Annotated in this window: 20 protein-coding genes; 11 read left to right on the forward strand and 9 right to left on the reverse strand. The window is 40.1% G+C overall.

Annotated features, from left to right (window positions below; translation table 11 throughout):
- Positions 1-191 precede the first annotated feature (191 nt).
- The 6 genes from EZJ28_RS14390 (at position 192) to EZJ28_RS14415 (ending at position 5,966) form a co-directional block, all read left to right on the forward strand.
- On the forward strand, positions 192-2,288 hold the full coding sequence (locus EZJ28_RS14390) for a lipocalin family protein (RefSeq protein WP_131399113.1): 2,097 nt from the start codon (positions 192-194) through the stop codon (positions 2,286-2,288).
- A gap of 128 nt (positions 2,289-2,416) precedes the next feature.
- Entirely contained in the window at positions 2,417-2,773 is a 357-nt protein-coding gene (locus tag EZJ28_RS14395) for a hypothetical protein (RefSeq protein WP_131399115.1), read from the forward strand.
- Between the two features lie 75 nt (positions 2,774-2,848).
- Positions 2,849-3,253 carry a DoxX family protein gene (locus EZJ28_RS14400; RefSeq protein WP_131399117.1) on the forward strand — a complete coding sequence of 135 codons (405 nt, stop codon included), beginning with the start codon at positions 2,849-2,851 and terminating at the stop codon, positions 3,251-3,253.
- A 1-nt stretch (position 3,254) separates the two neighbouring features.
- Positions 3,255-3,674 carry a DsrE family protein gene (locus EZJ28_RS14405; protein WP_131399120.1) on the forward strand — a complete coding sequence of 140 codons (420 nt, stop codon included), beginning with the start codon at positions 3,255-3,257 and terminating at the stop codon, positions 3,672-3,674.
- 2 nt (positions 3,675-3,676) lie between these two features.
- Positions 3,677-5,329, forward strand: a complete 1,653-nt coding sequence (locus EZJ28_RS14410; protein ID WP_131399122.1) for a bifunctional UDP-sugar hydrolase/5'-nucleotidase — start codon at positions 3,677-3,679, stop codon at positions 5,327-5,329.
- Positions 5,330-5,342: 13 nt separating this feature from the next.
- The gene (locus EZJ28_RS14415; protein WP_131399124.1) at positions 5,343-5,966 is read left to right on the forward strand and encodes a TlpA disulfide reductase family protein; all 624 of its coding nucleotides are present in this window, start codon (positions 5,343-5,345) and stop codon (positions 5,964-5,966) included.
- Positions 5,967-6,118: 152 nt separating this feature from the next.
- On the opposite strand, the gene EZJ28_RS14420 is transcribed toward EZJ28_RS14415, so the two are convergent.
- From EZJ28_RS14420 to EZJ28_RS14445, 5 genes are all read right to left on the reverse strand, one after another.
- Positions 6,119-6,322, reverse strand: a complete 204-nt coding sequence (locus EZJ28_RS14420; RefSeq protein ID WP_131399126.1) for a hypothetical protein — start codon at positions 6,320-6,322, stop codon at positions 6,119-6,121.
- Positions 6,323-6,401: 79 nt separating this feature from the next.
- Positions 6,402-6,986, reverse strand: coding sequence for a flavodoxin (locus EZJ28_RS14425; protein ID WP_242670134.1), 585 nt, complete (start codon positions 6,984-6,986; stop codon positions 6,402-6,404).
- 37 nt (positions 6,987-7,023) lie between these two features.
- A complete protein-coding gene (locus tag EZJ28_RS14430; protein ID WP_131399131.1) occupies positions 7,024-7,479 on the reverse strand; it encodes a nuclear transport factor 2 family protein in 456 nt (151 codons plus the stop codon).
- Between the two features lie 22 nt (positions 7,480-7,501).
- Positions 7,502-8,359: a DUF4440 domain-containing protein gene (locus EZJ28_RS14435; RefSeq protein ID WP_131399133.1), complete on the reverse strand. Its 858-nt coding sequence runs from the start codon at positions 8,357-8,359 to the stop codon at positions 7,502-7,504.
- Positions 8,360-8,932: 573 nt separating this feature from the next.
- Positions 8,933-9,436 (reverse strand): DUF4494 domain-containing protein, encoded by a 504-nt coding sequence (locus EZJ28_RS14445; RefSeq protein WP_131399135.1) that lies wholly within the window; start codon positions 9,434-9,436, stop codon positions 8,933-8,935.
- 372 nt (positions 9,437-9,808) lie between these two features.
- Between EZJ28_RS14445 and EZJ28_RS14450 the strand changes: the two genes are divergently transcribed.
- Complete coding sequence (locus EZJ28_RS14450) at positions 9,809-10,027, forward strand: hypothetical protein (protein ID WP_131399137.1); 219 nt, start codon at positions 9,809-9,811, stop codon at positions 10,025-10,027.
- 4 nt (positions 10,028-10,031) lie between these two features.
- Here the strand turns inward: EZJ28_RS14450 and EZJ28_RS14455 are convergent, their stop codons facing one another.
- On the reverse strand, positions 10,032-10,880 hold the full coding sequence (locus EZJ28_RS14455) for a universal stress protein (protein WP_131399139.1): 849 nt from the start codon (positions 10,878-10,880) through the stop codon (positions 10,032-10,034).
- A 174-nt stretch (positions 10,881-11,054) separates the two neighbouring features.
- On the opposite strand from EZJ28_RS14455, the gene EZJ28_RS14460 reads away from it, so the two are divergent.
- Positions 11,055-13,412, forward strand: coding sequence for an ATP-binding protein (locus EZJ28_RS14460; RefSeq protein WP_165499090.1), 2,358 nt, complete (start codon positions 11,055-11,057; stop codon positions 13,410-13,412).
- Positions 13,413-13,555: 143 nt separating this feature from the next.
- Complete coding sequence (locus EZJ28_RS14465; protein WP_131399143.1) at positions 13,556-15,223, forward strand: Zn-dependent hydrolase; 1,668 nt, start codon at positions 13,556-13,558, stop codon at positions 15,221-15,223.
- 56 nt (positions 15,224-15,279) lie between these two features.
- On the opposite strand, the gene EZJ28_RS14470 is transcribed toward EZJ28_RS14465, so the two are convergent.
- Entirely contained in the window at positions 15,280-16,773 is a 1,494-nt protein-coding gene (locus EZJ28_RS14470) for an NAD(P)/FAD-dependent oxidoreductase (protein ID WP_131399145.1), read from the reverse strand.
- Between the two features lie 174 nt (positions 16,774-16,947).
- A complete protein-coding gene (locus EZJ28_RS14475) occupies positions 16,948-17,631 on the reverse strand; it encodes an arylesterase (RefSeq protein WP_131399147.1) in 684 nt (227 codons plus the stop codon).
- Between the two features lie 69 nt (positions 17,632-17,700).
- Between EZJ28_RS14475 and EZJ28_RS14480 the strand changes: the two genes are divergently transcribed.
- Together EZJ28_RS14480 and EZJ28_RS14485 are read left to right on the forward strand one after the other, a co-directional pair.
- The gene (locus EZJ28_RS14480) at positions 17,701-18,381 is read left to right on the forward strand and encodes an ABC transporter ATP-binding protein (RefSeq protein ID WP_131399149.1); all 681 of its coding nucleotides are present in this window, start codon (positions 17,701-17,703) and stop codon (positions 18,379-18,381) included.
- 7 nt (positions 18,382-18,388) lie between these two features.
- Positions 18,389-20,941, forward strand: a complete 2,553-nt coding sequence (locus EZJ28_RS14485; protein ID WP_242670135.1) for an ABC transporter permease — start codon at positions 18,389-18,391, stop codon at positions 20,939-20,941.
- A 2-nt stretch (positions 20,942-20,943) separates the two neighbouring features.
- On the opposite strand, the gene EZJ28_RS14490 is transcribed toward EZJ28_RS14485, so the two are convergent.
- A complete protein-coding gene (locus EZJ28_RS14490; protein ID WP_131399151.1) occupies positions 20,944-22,026 on the reverse strand; it encodes a hypothetical protein in 1,083 nt (360 codons plus the stop codon).
- Position 22,027 lies beyond the last annotated feature (1 nt).

The following is a 22,027-nucleotide window of genomic DNA, read 5'->3' on the forward strand; positions in this document are numbered from 1 at the left end:
AAAGACTTTGAACTAGTCTATTTTCCTTTAGGAATCCTTACAACATTTACTTCAGCCCGTTCATTCTGGGATTGCTCACCTACAGGTGTAGAAGATGAAATAAAAATTAACAAATATCGACTCCATTTCTTTCTATATTTGATAAGCCTATAATAGATTTAGTCCCTACCTATCGTTCTTATTTTACTTAGATGTTAAATTATTTTTTAGCCCCCTCTTCCAGGGTGAATTTCACCCGGATCCTGATTTTACTAATACTCATTATCCTTACCGGATGTTCGAAGGATGATGAAGAAATTCCGGAAACCCGGGACCCATTCTATAAGGATGCTCTTACCGCAGCAACTGTGCAGCAACTGGCCGGAACCTGGGCGATCTACCAGGTGGCTTTTGAAGGAAAAAATGCCGACGTACCCCCTACTTACGCAGAGTGCGGCAGAGATTTCTTCCAGTTTACCACCACCAACATTTACAGAGACTTTTACCATCTCTCCAGCTATCAGTGCGAAAAGCAAATTCAGGATCTGCAATATGACCTACAGGAAGGTGTGATCACCCTGCGGGATGAATTTGGCTCATCTGAAGAAATGGTGATACTTCAGCTCAACACTGATAAAATGGTGTTTAGAATAAAGGCAGACATAGGTGAGGATCCCGAACTGGAAATAATCAGCTTTGTGGCCCGCCGTTATTTGCCTCCCAATGATATAGACATATATTCCCACACTTTCGGGTCTCAAATCAATGACGACAATCGAAATGAAATCAAATATACGTGGCTGGCCTATGAAGGCTTTTATGAATTTGACCGTTACGAAATATACAGAAGTGATGCTGGTTGCAGTAAGGCCAGTGCGCAATTGATTGCAAGCATTGAAAACAGCTCCCAAAACTTTTTTATAGACGAAGATCCGCCGGTCGCTGAAGAATTATGTTACTATTTCAAGGTCTTTAATGAGAAAGGCCTGGTGGGAGAAAGCCAGTTAAATACATTTTTTACTGAAAACCTTCGGCCGCCTCTGGTGGAGTTTGTGAATGTAGAAGTAGAGAATGAAAAGGTGAGACTGGAATGGCAACCGTTCACAGGGAATTATTTTTCGCATTACAGGATAAGCGTTCGTAATTATAAAGGGGGCTCGGGCGCTGCATATCTGGAATATCCGGTGAAGATTATTGAAGACCGGGAAGTCTCCACTTTTGTAGATGAAAACCCTCCCCGAATTAAAAATCCGGTTTATGCTATTTATGCTTACGATATCTTCGGGAATGTAAGCTCAGACCTTTATTCTGATAAAAATGCGTGGGAACTGAACTGGGCTCATCAGGATGTCCTGGATTTTGATTTGATCAAATTTGTGACCCCGGATCCTAATACTTCGGAAATATTCTTCTACGGAAGGCTCTCTAACGGAAACTACAAGCTCTTAAAATATGACTATCAGAATAAAGCAATTTCTGCAATAGCCAACAAGATGCCAGAAGCAACCACCAGCATCCACATGCAGGTTCACACCGGAGAAAACGGAAAAGAACTGTTTTTCGCACAGGGAAATGCCCTGGCTGTTTATGACGCCGGCGATCTTTCCTATAAATACCGGCTGGAGTTAGAGAACGGAGCTTTCTTCTACGATTTCGCGTACCTGGGCAATAATGTTTTCAGCTTTACCGATAGCAAAAAGATATTTACCTTCAAACGCACGAATTCCAGTCTGGAATTTATAGCCGAAAAACCTCATTTCACAACGCATTATGGAAATACATATTACCACCTCTTACCATTGAAAAATGACGAAATCCTGGTGGGACATTACCAGGAAGCCGGAAGCTATAAGTTTTCTATCAATACGATGGGGGAAATATCAGGTGGAGAGCTTGTAAACATTCCTCTCAAATCCCGCTCGCAGAAAAAGACCCTATATAGCAGGGACCAGAATTATGTTATCAACCTTCTGGAAAACAAGCTATTCTCCACCCTCACCTACGAATTTCAGGGGTCCCTGGAACACCCTTATTTCCCTTCCGGAATAAGCCGGAATGGGAATCTTATCCTGGGGTCTAACAATGATCCACAGGAATATGTCACAAATGAATCGATCCATGAAAAGAAAGCCAGGGTCTATGACCTTACAACAAATAATGTGACTACCATTGATACCAAAGGCTATCCGCATTTGTTATTTGAAAATCACTTAGGGGAAATCATCAGCATCTCTTCCGGATTCAAGAGGCAGAGCCTGGAAAGCACTAGCCCTAAACCTGATATTTTTGTGGAAATTGTAGAATTTTAAAGAAATTCTGTCCAAAGAGTAATTTTAAATCCATTACACTATAAAGTCCGTTACCTGAGAATATCAATACTTAATATTGTAACAATGGTTACAAACAGTTCGGCTATATTTTTTTAGTTTCGGCAATTGTGAATTGGAAGTCCTATATAGCCATTTTCCTGATCCCATTATTTCTGGGGAAGTTATTAATGATAGATGCTAATGTCATAAGTCTCCTGAATAATGAGATCGAAGTGGTGAATCCTTATTGTAAAAAAGAAAAACTATCTAAAAATACTAAGAAGAAACCACAGCTGGAGCAACATGTAGAAACGTACAATTCAAAATTTTCCATAAATAGTTTCTGCACACCTCAACTAAACCTTCTACATTATACCTGGGAACCAGGCCTTACAGAATTCATAAATACTCATCATACACAACTTATTTCAAGATTAAGCTATCTATATCTGGATAGCCACTCCCCTCCTCCCAGACAGGTGTAATTGACATTTCAGCTTTTTCTGAAGCATGAACACATCGCTTCAGGAAAGATTATCAATTACAAAACACCAATAATAATGACGAACAAAAATCATATTAGTCGTCGTTCCATACAGTTATTGCGAATTCTGGTTAGCGGAATTTTCCTGGTGGCAGGCAGTAATCATTTACTGAATACCGCTAAAACAGTCCGCCGGCTTGAACAGGCAAGTTTTAAAGGCCTCGCCTATTTCTTTGGGGATCCCGAATGGCTTGTGATACTCTCAGGAATAGTAATGCTGGCAGCAGGTTTTTTATTTCTTATAGGATACAAAACAAGATGGGCGGCAATCATATTATTACTTGTATTAATACCAATAACCTTATCTGTACAGGTAGGACAGATAAACACGCTTGGGCCACTTTTTAAAAATATAGCAATTCTGGGTGGACTGCTGTTCTTTATAATAAACGACACCGATAAACTCTTTAAAATCAAATAACATGAAATCAATAATTTATAGTATAATCTTTTTAGTAACTATTCTTGCCGGGAACGTAGCCCAGGCTCAACAACAAACAGATGAAAAACACAATTATGTGGTACTAACCCGAAAAGTACCTCAACTTCAGCCAATACTGATAACTGCTGAAAACCTAAAAGAAGAAGATGCCGCAAAATTTGGAGAATTTCAGGTGATAATTTGCGGTCAGAATATTGGAGATATTACTGATGAAGCAAAGATGAATCAGTTTCTCAAAAAAGCCGAAGAGCTAGGCGTTAAACTGGTTGCCTGCGGGTTTTCTCTTAATAAGTTCAATGTAGATAAGAAACAAGTCCCAAAGCAAATGAAAGTAGTGGAAAATGGAATCCTGTATAACTTTCAGCTTCAGAAAAAAGGTTATAAAAGTATAAGCCTGTAATTATGAAAAAATATAAAATAAAACTAGTCAGTGTACTCAGCCTGATTTTTGTTATAGTCCTTTCGGTTGGTTGTAAAAACACCCTTAAGGAGCAGCATCTGGTGCGTAATAAAAACGACACCCTGAGTATTAATATTCTCCAGACTGCAGATATTCACGGGCAATTGGACTCCCACCCTGAACTATTCTGGGAGGAAGACCAGATAGTCTTCAAGCAAAGAGGCGGCCTGGCCAATATCAAGACCTTGTTTGAACAAGAAAGAAAAAATAACCCCAATACTATCATTGTGGATGGCGGTGATTTGATCCAGGGAAGTGGCTACGCTGCCCTATCTGAAGGAAAAGTGATGAAAGACATCATCAAAAATATGGGATATGATGTCATTATTCCCGGAAACTGGGAAGTGGTCTATGGTAAAGAAATCATGCTGGAGGTTATGAATTCCTATGATACCAAAGTGGTTGCCCAGAATATGTATCATAAAGATAGCGGCGAGCAACTTTTCCCCCCTTACTGGATCAAGGAAATCGAAGGCTTAAAGATAGGTTTTGTTGGTTTGAACGATCCCGATGTGCCGATAAGGCAAAATCCAATTTTCAGCAAGGGAATAGCTTTTAACGGAATTGAGGGGGAATTCCAGCAAACCCTGGATAAAATGAAGGAAGAAAAGAATGTGGACATTCTATTTCTGGTCACTCATATTGGAGTGTTCAAGCAGGTTGACCTGGCCAATAATCCAATAGCGAAAAACGTGGATTATATTCTGGGAAACGATACTCATGAAAGATTAAGAGAACCGGTTAAGGGAAAATACGCTAAGGTGACCGAACCTGGTGCTTTTGGTTCCTTTGTGGGAAAACTTCAACTTGATTTTGTTGATGGGAAACTGGTAAAGGATTCATATGAGCTTATTGAAGTCGATCCTAAAAGATTTCCGGCTGATGAGAATTTACAGGCAAAGATAGATAGTGCAAAAAATCCATATAAGGAAAATCTGGAAACAGTTATTGGATATACCAGAACACCATTGTACAGATATCTTACCGTGGAGAATCCAATGGACAATATGATCACCGATGCCGCCAGGTGGAAGACAGGAGTAGATATCGCGATCTCGAACGGCTTTCGCTTTGGTAACCCCATCGTACCCAAAAATGGAGAACCGGCCCCAATTACGCGTGCAAACCTCTGGAATCTCCTGCCGGTAAACGAAAAAGTGAAGACCGGAAAAGCTTCAGGTAAACAGATAAAGGACTGGCTGGAACAGGAAATGCATAACACATTCTCCCAGGATCCTCTGGACCGCTTTGGTGGCTGGTTGGTGAGATTTTCGGGCATGAAAGTAGAATTCGACAGTCAGAAGCAAAAAGGAGAGCGCATAGAGAAGATTACTGTGAACGGTGAGCCCATGCAGGCTGATAAACTTTATTCTATCTCAGCCTGTGTGCGCCCGGGGGATCCACTCGATAATCTTTGCCGTATGCCTAATGTAAAGGATGTCGAGGTAAAGAATTACACCATTCATGATGTGGTTAAAGAATATTTAAAGAAACATTCGCCGGTCTCTCCAAGACTTGAGGGGCGTGCTTATTGTGAATCCCTTGGAAAATATTCATTCTCTACCGTTCCTGGCACCACATATCAATTTCAATAATTAAAAATGTAACATGAAAAAACAAAATAGCACAAAGAAATCCTTAATTCAATATGCCATTTTCGGGCTTATAGCGATCATCCTTTATGCCACGGGGCTTCACACCGAAGTCATCGGGTTTGCACAGCGCGGATTACTGGAAACAGGTTTAATGAACCCTGATATTGAACAAGAGGATAGAGTGGCCAGTTTGGAAGGCGGTAATGAAAGCCTGAAAGAGGTAAGCAAAAATCCGGATGCTAGTTATGATCTGAACTTAAAAGATGAAAACGGCAACCTTATTTCTCTTTCACAATTTGAGGGTAAAGTTATTTTCATGAATTTCTGGGCTACTTGGTGCCCTCCCTGCGTGGCAGAGATGCCAGCGATAAACAAATTACATAATGACCTTGGAGATGAGGTAGTGTTCGTGATGCTTTCTATGGACAATGATTTTGAGAAGGCCATCTCATATAAGAACCGTAAGGAGTACGGACTTCCTGTTTACACCCAGGTTGGTCCTATGCCTCAAATTTACCATTCCTCTGCCCTACCCACCACTTTTGTTATCGATACCAAAGGGAAGCTGGTACTCACCCATAAAGGAATGGCTGATTATGACACGAAGGAATTCAGGAATTTCCTAAAAAGCCTGTAGTGATAAGGGATATTTCAACAATACTAACCTGATTCTGGTTCCCAACCGGAGTCAGGTTTTTTTTCTCCTATTTAATTCCTGTTCCTTCTGAATGGACGCATATACCTACCCCAATCACCAAATAAATTACCATTTTTACAGATTTAAAAAGCTTAAAAGGAAACTACTTTGAAGGAATTAGTTAAGCCATTATCTAAACCTTCATTTATAGCTTCTTCCAGGGTATCGAGATCACCTTCAGCGGTGGAGGCCGCAATTTTGGCAATACTATACTCTGCAGGGCTTAATCTACTCTCCGATTGTGCATAAACCGAAAAGTTTAGCAGTATCAGAAAGATTGACAATAACTTGATCATGTTATAATTCAGACTTCAGGTATTAATTCTTAAGAGTATTTTTTTCAGTAAAAAGAAGAAGCTACACAGTGGTTTTCCACTATAAAACTCCAATTTCTCTTAACCATTTATCTACCAGTTGAGTGACCTTTTCTTCACGTTCTCCCTTTATCGCCAGGAAAACCCCTTTCTTTTCATATCCACCTTCCACTGAAAATCCTTTCTGAACCTTACTTTCAGGACATAAGTCCTTAAGCTGTTCAAATCCCTCTCCCACCCCAAAGCCGGCATTGGTATTAAAGGGAATGACTGTTTTCCCACTTAAATTATTTTCCGTCAAAAAACTTTTCATTGGTGGAGGCATCTGCATATCCCAGGTGGGAAACCCGATAAATACAATATCATACTTTCCAAGTTCCTTAATGTTGGTTTTCAAAGGAGGTAGATATCCTTCCTCATTTTCCCGGTCTACCTGGGCTACTATTTTCTGATAATTCTCCGGGTAAGGGTTTTTCTTTTCCAGGGCAACAAGTTTCCCACTAACTTTTCTCTGAATGATTTCAGCAACCGCTTTTGTATTGTTAGTCCTGGTCCAATAGACGATCAAAATATTATCCTGTTTTAAAGTTTTAGCAACCCGACCAGAATTTTCAGTTTCAGGATTTGTACAAACTGAAAATATCATACAGAACAATATCAACCAGTACTTTAGGATCATTTTCTTATTCTTCGCGCTTTGCAGTAAGCTGTTTCACAAAAGAAAGATTGGCTAGTTTCCAGCCGCCGGAACTCTTCACATATACTTCGGTTACAATAAAAGGATTGGTAACTTCATTTCCTCCAACAACAGCAAGTAGCGTAATTTCGTTTAAAACAATCGCGGTATTTCCAACTATATCTGCAGAAACCCTATGAACATCTGCTTTTTTATAATGGATACCGCCGCTTCTTATAATTTCCACCTCACGGTCTTTCCCCCAGCTTCCGCCCATATGCACAAATTGAGCATCCTTATGGAACAAATCGGCAAGTTTATCAGCCTCCTTATCTGCCATCCATTGCCATTTCTTTTTAGAAAGTTCAATGATTTCCTGCTCTGTATCTGCTTTCTGTGCCCAGGCCATGTTTCCATATCCACATACTAAAAGGAATACAATAATTATTGTTTTAATATTCATGACTATTATATTTTAAATTCTATTAATGTTCAATTTCATGAGTATCCCTAGCACTGCTAAATGTCAGGTCTAACAATTTCCAAGAATCGCCTTCCTTTTGATAAAATTCGGTTACGGTAAATTCATTAACCACATCATTTCCGCGTACATGCGCCGTGAGGGTTATGCGATTCCAGAGTATAGCTGTATTGTCTCCAAACGTCTCTACTGCAACATCATGAATATTCGCATTTTTGTACCATATACTACCCGATTCAATGATTTCAAGTTCTCTGTCTTTTTTCCAGGTTCCGCTCATATGGACAAATTTTGATTTATCATGAAAAAGAGATGCAAGCTTTTCAACATCTTTATCTGCCATCCATTGCCATTTCTTTTTGGAAAGTTCAATGATTTCTTCCTTTGGATTTTTATTGGATAATTCCGGCTTCTTAATAGCATTATAGGTATCAGCGGTTAGGGTATCGGTCCATTTTGTAGATGCGTTTCCACTAATTGCTATATATGTAACCGGGTTATCTGGTGTGGCGCCATGCCAGTGTTCCACATCAGGAAGACATTTCACAACATCTCCGGGACGAACCACCTGAACTTCTTTTCCTTTTTCCTGATAATAACCAACACCATGAGTTATTAATAATAATTGGCCTTTTGGATGCAAATGCCAATTGAGTTTGGATCCTTCCGCCGATACGGCCTGGGCAATATTAAAATCAAATGTTTCATCTGCCGCAAACACATGGCTCAACCATATATCTCCAGTATGATGAACATTAGGTGCTTTTTTACCTTTTGGAAAAATACTCTCCTGTGCTGCCATAAAGTTTGGGACGAACAAGCTTATTGCAAGGATCAAATACCAGTTTTTTATACTTTTCATATTTTAAATTTTTAAAAGTTAATTATATCATACCAGTAATACAGACATTAAAAATTGCTTTTTAATAATAGCAAAATAATTATGTCTTTCTTTTATAAATAGGTTAAATATTAAGTCTGTAGGTCACTTTTAGATTAATTGATCTATATCTGGGTGCAAACCGGCTCGTAAAATAGTTATCATTATACACTAAAAATAGGTCTGAAAGTGGAGCAAAACGCCATTGCAACCTGGAATTGACACCAAAGTTATCCCGCTGATTACTATACTGTAACGACGTAGACCAGAATAGATTTTTTGTAAAATTAACCTCAGCCCGGGGTGTTACTAACCAAATTCGGCACCGGGATATGGATTGGGAAGTCTTATTCCATCATAGTTAACAGCAAGATTAAGTTGCACCCAGGGTTGAAACCTGAATCCAGCTTCAACTCCAGCAGCGTAGCTTTTCCCATTGAAAAATTCCCCTTCATAAAGCTCAGCTTTGTGATATTATCCAAAACTAAAAAACCACCTCTATTCTTCTACTTTAAAGGAGGTGGTTCTTAGTATGATTTTTATCAGAAGGTATCACTATACCAGTTCTTCTTCGTTTATTTCCTCTTCGGTTTCAGGTTTTTCTACAGCCTTGAATTCATTTTCCTCTCCATCAAAATATGGGAATACATCCACAATCGTAGATTCGGTAATTGCCGGGATACTATAATCACCCATGGTGTTCTGCATGGCCTGCGTAGTATTTTCAAAAGCTTCTTTCACATCATTTGCCTGAATAAGCAAATACATGTTCGACTTCTTTTCTTTTCCGCTTTCATCATCGTAGGCTATAAGAGAGGTCTTCACCTTGAACCAGCGATCTGAATTCTCAAAGGGATGTACTTCGGCTAAGTTGGCAAGCTTGATATTTTTTATCAGAAACTCTTCGCTGGTATACGCCTTCATCTCTTCAGTTATTCTGTTTTCGGCCTCGGTATAAGAAACAGCATCCAGTAAATAGGTCTCTGTAACAACCTTGGAATCGCCAGATTCATGAACTTTTCTGTATTTTACTTTGCATTCGTACCAGGTAACACTCATATCTTTTATTTTTTAGGGCCGCAAATATAAAATCCTGGAAGATACCGGCAGTTTATATGATCTAATAGATATTCACAATTATAATTAACGTAAACTTTTTCGAGCTACACAGGAGAGCTTATATAATTAATTGTCACTTCTTTAGTAGATATTTATCGGATTAAAAAAATCCAGGCGAAAAGTTTTTATGTACCCTCAAAAAACTTCGCTTCCTAAATCTTCTTATCGAAGAAAAAGAGTTCCCATACACTTATCTACTCCGGCGTCCTTACCGTAATAAAATTCTTAAAGGCATGATAAAATACATAGCTCTGGACGTGAGATTGATTACTTTTGGCCATTCTCCAATCACATGCTAAGACCAACAGGATTATGAAGCTCGTTAATTTTTCAAAAAAAGAAGACGCTTACGTTGCGAAGGCCATAACCTCTGTGAAGATTTTTGGAATTAGCCTAAGCAGCACCACCCAGCAATTCGTCAAACCATTATCTGAAGAAACCTGGTACGATTTTAAAGGACATGAAGTTTCGGAAAATAAACAAATACTGCTGGATAAATGGCTAAGGGACCATCAACGATTTCTTGAATAAATCTTTAGGTCATCTCCTTTAAAATAAGGATAGGGACCCTGATATTAAAATCCACTTCCTCTACCACGGTCTGGCTGAACAGTTTCTGAAAAAATCCCTGCCTGCGTTTATACAGAGCCAGCAGATCGCTCTCACGGCTCTCTATGAACAGGTGAACCCCGGTGGTGACATTCGTTTTCGTTAGTTTATGAAAGCTGAATTCAGATCCCGATAATAGGGTGCTTAGATTTTCCTTTTGAGCCAGCTGTTCCTCGGTCATTCCCTTATTATCTGTATCTATGTATACCACCCTGATGCCCGCATTTAAAAATCTGGAGATATCAATAAGAGATGTTAGTTCCCGTAATTTAAAACCATTCCTGAGATTGGTAGGGAAAACGATCTCCCGTTCCATATCCCCACTTAATTGAATCTTTTCGGGAACTACAAGTACAGGACAATTCTCGATCTTCTCTATAACTTTTGAAATAGTATTATCATATGCCGAATTGATAGGTGCACTCTCTCCTGCTGCGCCCATTAAGATCAAATCTATACCATGAGTATCTACTGCTTCCTGTACTCCTTCAGTGAGGCTGCCCTGGTGGGAAATGATTTCAAACTGATGCCCCGGATTCTCCTTTCTGAAACTCAAACCTTTTAAAAGCTTATCCAGATTATGTTCCGATTTTTCCTTTGCAGAACCTTCTCCTTCCTTCATCAGTGAAATATTCTCTCCTAGCAAACTCCTAGCGCTAAAAGAATTGAACAGGAAAAATCTACAGGGCTGGGTTTTATACATAGACATGCCATATATAAGTGCATTCCAGGCATGTTTGGAGAAATTGGTTGGTATAAGGATTTTCTTTTCCATGCTTTTCAGCTTCCGTATTGGCAATTGAATTTACCAAATATAGTGAACCCGGAAGAATTAAATAATGAAAGAATTTTTAAGCTCCTAAAACTCATAGAATCAAATCCCGCAAAAGCCTTGTTCCAAAATATATTGAGGATAAAATCTCTTGTTAAAATCCTTTTCGTACATTGTATGAATAATTCCAACCAGTATTTTTCCCAGGTGATGATAAGTTCTGAAAATTTTAATGACCACTTTAGAGTGAACTCCTCCTGTGAATTTCAGTCTGGTGAACTATCCTCTTCTCCCCGATCGCTTTTTTTAATTATCCAGACGATGGATAACAAGATCAGCTATTGTAATCCCGCATTTAAAGAATATTGTGGTTATGGAGATACATGCATGAATAGCTTAAAGATCTGTAAAGAAATCATGCATCCTGAAGACCAGTCGAATTATTTTAAACATCTAAAATCATTCAGGAATATTAATAATACTAAGGAAAAATATATTGTCGTGAGGCTAAAAAACCAGCACGGCGAGTGGTCACCCTTTTGCTTTAAAGACAGGATTTATACAGGCCACCCTTCTCAAAAAAAGCTTATTCTTACGGAGGTCTTTGCATTACATGAATCTGCAGAATCTGACACTGACTCTCAACAATCACTTAGTTTAGAGTACAGGCATTTATTACAATCCCTGGACGAAGCTTTCTGTATTTTTGAAATGATCTATGATGAGAACGGATATCCTGTAGACTACATCTTCCAGGAAATTAATCCGGCTTTCGAAAAACAAATCAATCTGAAGAATGTTACTGGAAAAACCATGCGGGAACTAATTCCCGATCATGAAGAACATTGGTTTAAAACCTACGGTAATGTAGCATTAACCGGTGAACCCATTAGATTTCAGTATCAGGCCGGAAAGATAGATAACGCCTGGTTGGATTTGTATGCTTTTCGCCTTGGGGATAATAATAGTAGACGGGTCGCTGTTCTTTTTCATAATATCACCAGTCGTAAGCTGGCAGAAGACCAAATGAAAAAGGTTAAAGCAGACCTGGAGAGAAAAGCAAAGAAACGACAGAAGGAACTTGAAGAAAGTAATGCACTGCTTAAGACTATCTTTAATACTACTACTCTTGGAATAGCAGTTCTTAAGCCTTTACATAATGAAAAAGGTGAGATTACTGATTTCAGATTCGTTAAGACTAACAACGTACTCCTGAAAATTTTTCCGAAAGCCGGCACTAAGGGAGCAACTTTTTTTGACGCTACCCGTGATAAACCCAGTCTGGGAATATTTAACGAACTTAAAGAAGTAAGCAAAACAGGTAAGGACTTTGACAAAGAACTATCTTTTAATCAGGAAGGTTATAATAATTGGTTTCGTATAACTGCGCTACCCCAGGGTGATTTGCTTATCGCTACAATAGAAAATATAACCGAACGTAAGTTAAAAGATAAGGAACTAAAGGAAACGGTGAGGTTTAAACAACAATTAGTTCGCACCTCTCCTGAAACCATTGTTATAATTAATCTTAATGACCAGAATGTTCGGTATATCAATAAAGATATTTATCCTAAAGAAGGTCTCACCAGAAAAAGAGTACTAGGCACTCCATTACCGGAAATTATTCCATATATCCATCCACGCGACAGGGAGCGAGTTCTGGATTTTCATAGGAAAATCCTGAAATCGGGAGATGATGAAATTCATGATATTGAAATAAAACTTCAATTAAGACCTAATAAATGGGAGTGGTTTAGTGTAAGAGGAAAGGTATTTCACAGGCGTGATGATTCCTGGGTAGATGAATATGTACTTTTGATAAGGAATATCCATCAGCAAAAAAAGACTCAGAAAGCTTTAATTACAGCTGAAAAATTCTCAATTATGGGAGAAATTGCGAGAACTCTGGCGCATGAACTACGGAATCCTATCACAAGTATTGGAATGGCGACCCAGGTAATGGGTAAAAAGCTGGACCATATCCCACACCATGGTTTAGATAAATATTTAAAAATTCTTAAGAACAGTGCTTCAATATTAAACGAGCTGGTTAGCGATCTATTAAATTCTTCCAATTATTATGAATCTGTTTTAGAGAAACAGGACCTTACTGAAATCGTTGAAAGTACTCTGGAAAAGGCATCTGATCGTATTTACCTGGCCGGGATAGAAATTAAAAAAGATTACGAAGGCCATCATTATATTCTTGCCGACAGGGAGAAGCTGGAGATCGCTCTTCTGAATATAATCTTAAACGCCAGCGAGGCCACAATACCAGATGAAGGCATTATTTCTGTAAAAATAACTGAAGAGGAGAAAGATATATTACTTTTTATTGGGGATAATGGTCATGGCCTTGAAAAAAAACAAATGGATCGGTTGTTCGATGCATTCTATACCACCAAAGAAACAGGGGTCGGTGTAGGGCTCTATTCAGTAAAAAATATATTAGAAGAACATGATTCAAGAATAGAAGTCTCCAGTGAACCTGAAAAAGGCACCTGTTTCACCATTTATTTCCCCAAAGTAACCTAAGCCATACCACAATATCCTTTACTACATCCTCAAGAGGAGTTTTTTATTTTTCCTCCACACTCTGAACCACGATTCTTATCAAGCACTATGACTATGTTTGTTAAAACACCTAAATTTATCCTACTAACAAAAATCATTAAGAAATGAATAAATATTTTCTCCTTGGCATTTTTGCCTTTTCAATTCTATTTTCATCATGCAAAAATGAAAAAGATAATGCTGCAGAATCTGAAGAAACCAATAAAGATAAAATGGTTGCCGAAGGCATTGATATCGAAAACCGCGTAAACCAGTATGCGGAAGTTAAACTAACCTCAGACCTTAACAACCTTTCTGAAAACCAGAAGAAGATCATCCCTCTCCTTATAGAGGCAGCTAAGATCACAGATGAGTTATTCTGGTATCAGGCGTTTGGTGGCAGAGATACACTCATGCCTAAATTAGGGGAAATGTCGGCCGAATATGTCAATTTAAATTATGGTCCCTGGGACAGGTTGAATAACATGCAACCTTTCATTGAAGGATATGGTCCAAAACCTGAAGCCGCTAATTTTTATCCTTCAGATATGACTAAAGAAGAGTTCAATAATGCAGATCTTTCTAATAAGGAAAGCCTTTATACCTTTATCCGAAGAAATGACCAGGGTGACCTCACAGCGGTATGGTACCATGAAATGTTTCCTGAAAAACTTAATAAAGCTTCTGATTTATTAAAACAGGCCGCCGAACTTGCTGAAGATCCCGGGTTTAAAAAGTATTTGAATCTTAGGGCGGAAGCCTTCTTAACAGATGAATATTACGAAAGCGATGTGGCCTGGATGCAGATGAAAGATAATTCCATAGATATGGTTACCGGTCCTATAGAAACCTATGAGGACCGTCTATTTGGTAGCAAGGCGGCTTTTGAATCCTATGTTTTGATCAAGGATAAGGAGTGGAGCGAGCGATTGGCCAAATATGTAGCTTTCCTGCCCATGTTACAGCGCGAATTGCCGGTGGAAGCCAAATATAAAAAGGATAGCCCTGGAACAGAATCAGACCTGAATGCGTATGACGTGGTATATTATGCAGGTGATTCCAATGCCGGAAGTAAAACTATTGCCATCAACCTTCCGAACGATGAAAAGGTACAGCAGGAATATGGAAGCAGGCGTTTGCAATTGAAGAATGCCATGAGGGCTAAATATGACCAGATCCTAGTTCCTATTTCTGAAGAATTGATAGCTGAAGAGCAAAGGAAACATATCACTTTTGATGCGTTTTTTGCCAACACGATGTTTCATGAGGTAGCGCACGGCCTTGGGATCAAGAATACCATTAATCAAAAAGGCACAGTACGAGAAGCCTTAAAAGAATATTCTTCTGCACTGGAAGAAGGAAAAGCTGATGTGCTGGGTATTTATATGATCACCAAACTCCACGACAAAGGTGAAATTAAGGATGCGGAGTTGATGGATTACTATGTTACTTTCCTTTCCAGTATCTTCAGATCCGTACGTTTTGGTGCCTCTAGTGCCCATGGAAAGGCCAATATGGTAAGATTCAATTATTTTAAAGAAATGGGAGCTTTTACCCAGGATGAAACCGGAATGTATAGTGTAGATATGCCAAAGTTCAGAGAGGCGATAGATGCGCTTTCCAATGATATTCTTGTATTACAGGGAGAAGGAGATTATGAAGGTGCTGGAAGGCTTTTAAATGAAAAAGGGCAAATAGACAGTGAACTTGAAGCTTCACTGACACAACTATCGGAAAAGAACATTCCTGTAGACATTAAATTTGAACAGGGAACCAAGGTTTTAGGACTATAAGAGTTTGTAAATAAAAAGGCTGACCTTTTCATCAGGTCAGCCTTTTTTTCTGATTTTTATGAAACGGTCTCGTGAACTTCTCTCGCGGCCCGTGCACCAGACCTCAGCGCACCTTCCATGGTACTTCTAAGGATTATGGTATGTTCGCCGCCAAAATGCACATTCCCATAAGGTGCCTGTAAATTTTTAAGATGTGCCGTGACATCTCCGGGTGCATACCAGCTTGGGCCTCCAAGGGAATATGGGTCCTGACTCCATCCTTTAACATGCCCCTTCATGAAATGATCCTCTATACCGGGATAAAGTTTTTTCATCTCCGTTTTCATTTTCGCAATAGTTTTTTCCGGAGCAGCTTTTTCAAGTTTAGGAGCTGATGGTCCTGCAACCATACTCTCAAGAATAGCAGGATTGTTTTCTATACCATTTGAATTTACTAGCGGGGTAATATCCCCCACTGGAAGATCTGTAAATGCCATTCCCGAAACTTTATCTTTCATCCAGAAAGGCTTATCAACCTGCAAATAAGTTCTGGTAAGGTTAATTACCGGAACATCCTGTATGGCCTTTTTCTTACCGGCAGGCAAGGAAGGTTGGAATTCAACAGTTCCCAGTACCTTTAATGGGAATGTCACAATTACCTTATCAGCATTAAAATCTTTTAAAGCTCCATTCTGTATTGCTGAAACCACTACTCCATTACCATTATCGCTAACCTTTTTTACCACGGTCTCATAACTGATATTCTCGCTCATTCTTTTTGCCATTTCTCGTGGAAGTGCATCATTCCCGTTTTTGAGAATGAAAGGCGCCGCACCCATAAAAAGCCCGGCATCTGAAACTGCCATGGAAAGTCCGGAGGTCTCACCTGGCATCGCTGCAAACCACTGGGTGTTTTTGATAAGCTTGATGGCACCTTCACTTGCACCATTTTTCCGCAGATATTCTTCCAGCGAAATCTGGTCCAGGTGTACAAGGGGAGCCTTATCCCATTTCTCAGGCTGACCTATCTCTTTTGGTAATGTTTGTAATATATATTTCTGTACGATTCCCATGGGTCCCAGTTTCTGTTCTTCAGCAGTGAGATCATAGGGCCAGTTAACAGTCTCGCCAGGCTTCGCATTTATCTTTTTCCCATTCAGATGATAGGTTATAGCAGAATCTGGAAAGGACAACGGCACTTTTTCCAGTCCGAATTCATCGATGAATTTTAAGGCATGGGTATAAGTATTGGAATAAGCTGCAGCCCCTTCCTCGGCATGCAGGCCATTGGCAAAGGGTTCCCGGATGGTCGATACCCGACCTCCAGGCCTGTTTCTTGCCTCAAGCACCATTACCTCATGACCGGCCTCTCTAAGGTCCCAGGCGGCAGCCAGGCCTGCAAGTCCGGCACCAAGTACCAGTACCTTCTTAGGATTACTGGCAGGCCCATTAATAAAATTACTGGCTGAAAGTACTTCCGGAAACATGATTGTGGTTCCAAGAGCACCCATTCCCACGCTGAATTGTTTTACGAATAGTTTTCTTGAAATTCTTTTCTCTTCTTTTTTCATTTTGATTGGTTTGGTTATAAAAGACTGGAATCAAAAAAGCCAATTAGCAGCAGGGTTAATAATCTGGCTTTCAATTAATAACAAACCTAAATGTAATGAAAATCTAAAGGAAAGAAAAATATACACCTTTCCTGATAAGAATATCAGATAAGGGAAATCTTAGAAAGCTAGGTTTTAATCCGTTTGCAGAAGAGGTTTGATCACTTCCCAGACATTATCAGTCACAATCCTATAGCCTTCGGCAGTAGGGTGAATTCCATCATCCTGGTTAAGTTCCGGTCTTCCCGCAACATCTTCTAATAGAAAAGGAATTAGCTCAATATCGTTTTTTTCGGCAAGCTCTGGAAAGATATTTCGAAATTCTGTAGTGTACTCCTGCCCCATATTAGGTGGGATCTGCATCCCCGCCAAAACTATCTTGGCTTCGGGATTCTTTTCTCTTACAATGTCTACGATCTCCTGAAGATTTCTTTTGGTCTCTTCTAACGGGATTCCACGAAGGCCATCATTTGCGCCCAGTTCCAGCACAAAAATATCCACATTCTGATTCAATACCCATTCAACCCTGTTTTTCCCGCTAGCCGTGGTCTCTCCACTCAAACCAGCATTTACAACCTCATAAGGCAGATCAAGAGAATCAATCTTCGCCTGGATCTGGGCAGGAAAAGCTTCTTCGGTTTCAAGTCCGTATCCAGCCGTAAGGCTATTTCCAAAAAAGAGAATAACTCCATTTTCCTGCTGGGTATCCTGCTGAGCGACATTTTCCTCTTTCTTTTCCTCTTTTTGATTCTTTTCACTGTTTCCGCAGGCAGAAAGTAAAACAAAGAATAAAGAACAAACAATTAATAAGCTTCTCATAATACAGGAAATTAAATCAAAATCATTTCATTATTTTGTTGGTCCAAAATAGAAAAACAAAAACGAAAGATGGCAAAGATATTAAACGTACAAAACTTAAAGAAAAGCTATTCCAGCGGTTCAAAGAAGTTAACTGTACTTCATGATATCAATTTTGATATTGAAGAGCAAGAAACCTTTGCCATTGTGGGACCATCCGGTAGTGGGAAAACTACTTTGCTTGGCCTCTGTGCGGGGCTGGATGAAGCCGACTCAGGTAGCATCGAACTGTGTGGAACGTCCCTTAGCGATCTTAATGAAGACCAGAGAGCGCTTCTAAGAAACAAGGAAGTCGGCTTTGTTTTTCAGGATTTCCAGCTTATTCCTACCCTTACTGCTCTTGAAAATGTAGCGGTTCCCCTGGAATTACGTGGAGATAAGAGGGCTGTTGAAGTAAGCAGGGAACTATTGACCAAGGTAGGCCTTGGTGATCGTTTTGATCATTATCCTTCGCAATTATCAGGAGGAGAACAGCAACGGGTAGCCCTTGCAAGAGCATTCAGTAACAGGCCATCGATTCTTTTTGCCGATGAACCAACGGGAAATCTTGATGAGGAAACAGGAAAGAAAGTAGTAGACCTCCTTATCGAACTTAATAAAGAAGCAGGAACAACCCTGGTGATCGTGACCCATGACCTTGAACTGGCTCAGAAAACACAGCGAATACTGAGACTCAAAGGTGGAAAAGTACTGGAAAACCAGAAAGTATAATTTAGCAATGCATCATCACAATCAATCAAATAAAGCAGGTTTTGGATGGCTCCTTAAAATGGCTCTCAGAGATGGGAAGGCCAGTAGCAGGAAACTGATACTCTTTATGGCTTCCATAGTGCTGGGTATCGCGGCTGTGGTATCTATCCAGTCTTTCAGCAATAACCTTAAGAAGAATATCGCACTCCAGTCTAAAGCCCTGATGGGTGCCGATTACATCATAGACAGTGATAAGACACCTACTGAAAGGGTTTCGTTCATAATCGATTCCCTGGGAGGGTCTGAAGGAAAAGAGATCAGTTTTGCTTCTATGGCCGCTTTTCCCGGAAAGGAAGGGACAAAACTGGTTCAGGTAAGGGGAATAGAAGGTGATTTTCCATTTTATGGAGAACTGGAGACCAAACCGGCTTCAGCAGCTACTGCATACCAGGAAAAGGAGGGCGCTCTCCTGGATGCGACAGTAATGCTGCAACTAGGCATTGAGCCGGGAGATAACATCAAGATTGGAAACATCAGCTTACCCATTGTGGGAGCTTTGAAATCGGTGCCTGGAAGCTCAGCGGTCTTTAGTTCTGTGGCTCCTCCGGTGCTTATCCCATATAAATTTATCGAGCAAACAGGGCTCGTTCAAACCGGAAGCCGTATCAGGTATAAGTATTACTTCCTTGCCGATCCAAAGCTGGATATGGAAAAATTTGATGAACAGCTGGATCCTATCCTGGATGCCAATGACGCCGATCTTGATACTCATACCTCTACCAGCGAACGAATGGGCAGGCGCTATGAGAACTTCGGTAAATTTCTCAATCTTGTTGCGTTTATAGCGCTATTACTGGGCTGCGTTGGTATTGCCAGTGCGATTCATATTTACATAAAGGAAAAGCTGAAGTCTATTGCCGTTCTTAAATGTATTGGAGCGACCAAAAAACAAACATTCCTTATCTATCTCCTTCAGATCTCAATGATAGGCCTGGTGGGGGGGATAATAGGAACAGGGCTGGGATTGATACTTCAACAACTTTTCCCCCTGATCTTACAGGATTTCATTCCGGTAGATGTTGAAATTTCATTCGCACCCAGGGTTATTTTTATGGGAGTATTGCTGGGGATATTCATGTCTGTCCTTTTTGCGATGTATCCTTTGATAGGAACTTTATATGTTTCCCCTCTTCATACTTTAAGAGTTCAGGATGCCAGCCCTAAAAGGTCCAAAAAAGCCGGTCTGCTTGTCTTATCGGCTATCTTCATTTTTATTTTCCTTTTCTCTTTCTGGTTACTGGAAGACTGGGAATACTCCATATCATTTGTGGTGGGTATCATAGTGACATTTTCACTTGTTGCCGGAGTGGCCAACCTTTTTATGAAAATGATCAAAAAGTATTTTCCTTCTAGCTGGGGATTTGTTCCCAGGCAAAGCCTTCTGAACCTTTTCCGTCCACAGAATCAAACATTGATACTGGTGCTCGCAATTGGAATCGGGACTTTTCTTATAAGCACCCTGTATTTCACAAAAGATCTGCTATTAGCACAAGCCTCACTGGAAGACCAGTCCAATAGTCCCAATATGATCCTGCTGGACGTTCAATCAGACCAAAGTGAAAAAGTTACATCAACCATCAATGACCAGGACCTGGCAGTAGTTGAAAATATACCTATTGTGACAATGAGGGTACAGAGTATCAAGGGTAAATCTGCAAACGAGATCAGAAAGGATACCGTGTCAAGAGTCAATGGATGGGTACTTAATCATGAATTTCGAACAACCTATAGGGACACATTAATTTCCTCAGAAGTACTTGATCAGGGAGAATGGATAGGAAAAAAACCTGAAAAAGGAATGGTGCCAATTTCAGTAAGTGACAACTTTGCTGAAGATGCCAAAGTAAGTGTTGGAGACGAAGTAAGCTTTAATGTTCAGGGTGTCATTCTCAAAACAGTTGTGGGTAGTATACGAACCGTAGACTGGAGCCGGATGCAACTAAACTTTTCTATCGTCTTCCCTACCGGGGTTCTTGAAGACGCGCCACAGTTCAGAGTGCTTACCACAAAGGTGCCCGATGAAGCCAGCTCAGCTTCATTACAACAGGCTTTAGTGGCTGATTTTCCAAATGTTACTATCATTGATCTGCGACAGGTCTTAAGCCTAATAGAAAGGATTCTAAACAGGATCTCCTGGCTGATCAATTTCATGGCATTCTTCAGCATTCTCACCGGGATCATCGTACTTATAGGTGCGGTAAGAACCAGTAAATATCAACGTATTAAAGAGAGTGTGCTTTTAAGAACCATTGGTGCAAAAAGTGATCAGATCCTTAAGATCCTAGCCCTGGAATATTTCTACCTGGGAGTTCTGGGCGGACTTTCCGGTATTCTGCTATCTCTTATAAGCAGTCAATTGCTGGGGTTGTTTGTATTTGAGACTTCGTTTGTGCCCTCATGGATCCCATTTATTGTTCTATTTCCAGGGATAACTCTACTTGTAATGGCAATAGGATTAGGCAACAGCATCAGTGTTATAAAGAGTCCTCCTCTGGTCGTGCTCAGGAAAGAACTGGCTTAATCTTAATAATCCCGGAAGACCATGTGCTGGTAGGCGGTTTGCAGATCACGCCAACATTCCTGGACAGGATGATCCCGGTTAATTACATCCATTCCCAATAAGGGAATTATCTGGGAAGTTTTCCTGTAACAGTATTTACTAAGGTCGATACTTATCTTCTGCAACTTCTTTTTTCGAAGATCCCTATTCTTTATGTGGCCTTGCCAGCTATTACCAACAACCTCGTAAAATTTAGCAGAATCCAATTGTAATTCTTTCTGAAAATCTGAAAGCAGATGTTCCACCTTATGATATTTCTGGGGTTGAAATTTTTTCCAGACAGGCATTTTTTCCCTGGTGATATTACTTATTTCGTACCAAAGGCTTCGGGTTATCCCAAGTACAACAGGTGCAAAACAGACTCTCGCGAAAAGATCAAAAGGATAACTACCTAAAGGATATTCAAATGTCTTAGGCGTATGGGAAAGGTGAAAGAAGTTCTCTTCAGGAAGAAAAACATTGCGGGCCACGATCCTGTGACTGCAGGTAAGTTCCAATCCAACGGCATTCCAGTTGCGCACAATCTCAACCTGATCCTTAGGCAAAATGACCGCCGCTGTCTCTCCTTCCTTATCGATTACCGCGGTAAAAAGCGAAGCCTGTTCACTGCCACTGCAATAATCCCAGCTTCCGTTCACATTATAAAGCTGCCTGCTTGGTTCGGCATTACCATCGGGTTTGCCACTGCCCGCCACCAGGGCTTCGACAGGTTTAAAATATTTTTGTCTTAAATTTTCACTCAGGTATTGAGAAAAATATCCACCTCCCACTCCAATCGCCAGCAACCAGCCCCAGTTTCCATCGAGTTGAGAAGCATTTTCTATCCATTTTGCTCCGGTCTTCAGGTCAAGTTCGAGCCCGCCCAGAGAGCTCTCAATAAACATCTTAAAGAGCCTTGCTTTATAGTGCTCCTGTAACGCCTCTTCATTTAGCTTGCCTTTTTCAAGAAGATTCTGGTCCTTAAAGAAATTTCTGAATTTCAGATGATTGCTACGAATCCATTCTGAATCATCATTTTGTATAGCTGCAATTGCCGGTTCCCACATG

It is taken from the genome of Gramella sp. KN1008, from assembly GCF_004332155.1.
Taxonomy (GTDB): Bacteria; Bacteroidota; Bacteroidia; order Flavobacteriales; family Flavobacteriaceae; genus Christiangramia.

Bases quoted from the DNA above. Each gene is read 5' to 3' on its own strand.
- EZJ28_RS14470 (WP_131399145.1), bottom strand. From the start codon at position 16,773: ATGAAAAAAGAAGAGAAAAGAATTTCAAGAAAACTATTCGTAAAACAA.
- EZJ28_RS14435 (WP_131399133.1), bottom strand. From the start codon at position 8,359: ATGAAAAGTATAAAAAACTGGTATTTGATCCTTGCAATAAGCTTGTTC.
- EZJ28_RS14420 (WP_131399126.1), bottom strand. From the start codon at position 6,322: ATGATCAAGTTATTGTCAATCTTTCTGATACTGCTAAACTTTTCGGTT.
- EZJ28_RS14485 (WP_242670135.1), top strand. From the start codon at position 18,389: ATGCATCATCACAATCAATCAAATAAAGCAGGTTTTGGATGGCTCCTT.
- EZJ28_RS14480 (WP_131399149.1), top strand. From the start codon at position 17,701: ATGGCAAAGATATTAAACGTACAAAACTTAAAGAAAAGCTATTCCAGC.
- EZJ28_RS14465 (WP_131399143.1), top strand. From the start codon at position 13,556: ATGAATAAATATTTTCTCCTTGGCATTTTTGCCTTTTCAATTCTATTT.
- EZJ28_RS14460 (WP_165499090.1), top strand. From the start codon at position 11,055: ATGAATAATTCCAACCAGTATTTTTCCCAGGTGATGATAAGTTCTGAA.
- EZJ28_RS14415 (WP_131399124.1), top strand. From the start codon at position 5,343: ATGAAAAAACAAAATAGCACAAAGAAATCCTTAATTCAATATGCCATT.
- EZJ28_RS14430 (WP_131399131.1), bottom strand. From the start codon at position 7,479: ATGAATATTAAAACAATAATTATTGTATTCCTTTTAGTATGTGGATAT.
- EZJ28_RS14425 (WP_242670134.1), bottom strand. From the start codon at position 6,986: ATGATATTTTCAGTTTGTACAAATCCTGAAACTGAAAATTCTGGTCGG.
- EZJ28_RS14390 (WP_131399113.1), top strand. From the start codon at position 192: ATGTTAAATTATTTTTTAGCCCCCTCTTCCAGGGTGAATTTCACCCGG.
- EZJ28_RS14450 (WP_131399137.1), top strand. From the start codon at position 9,809: ATGAAGCTCGTTAATTTTTCAAAAAAAGAAGACGCTTACGTTGCGAAG.
- EZJ28_RS14490 (WP_131399151.1), bottom strand. From the start codon at position 22,026: ATGTGGGAACCGGCAATTGCAGCTATACAAAATGATGATTCAGAATGG.
- EZJ28_RS14455 (WP_131399139.1), bottom strand. From the start codon at position 10,880: ATGGAAAAGAAAATCCTTATACCAACCAATTTCTCCAAACATGCCTGG.
- EZJ28_RS14475 (WP_131399147.1), bottom strand. From the start codon at position 17,631: ATGAGAAGCTTATTAATTGTTTGTTCTTTATTCTTTGTTTTACTTTCT.
- EZJ28_RS14445 (WP_131399135.1), bottom strand. From the start codon at position 9,436: ATGAGTGTTACCTGGTACGAATGCAAAGTAAAATACAGAAAAGTTCAT.
- EZJ28_RS14405 (WP_131399120.1), top strand. From the start codon at position 3,255: ATGAAATCAATAATTTATAGTATAATCTTTTTAGTAACTATTCTTGCC.
- EZJ28_RS14410 (WP_131399122.1), top strand. From the start codon at position 3,677: ATGAAAAAATATAAAATAAAACTAGTCAGTGTACTCAGCCTGATTTTT.
- EZJ28_RS14400 (WP_131399117.1), top strand. From the start codon at position 2,849: ATGACGAACAAAAATCATATTAGTCGTCGTTCCATACAGTTATTGCGA.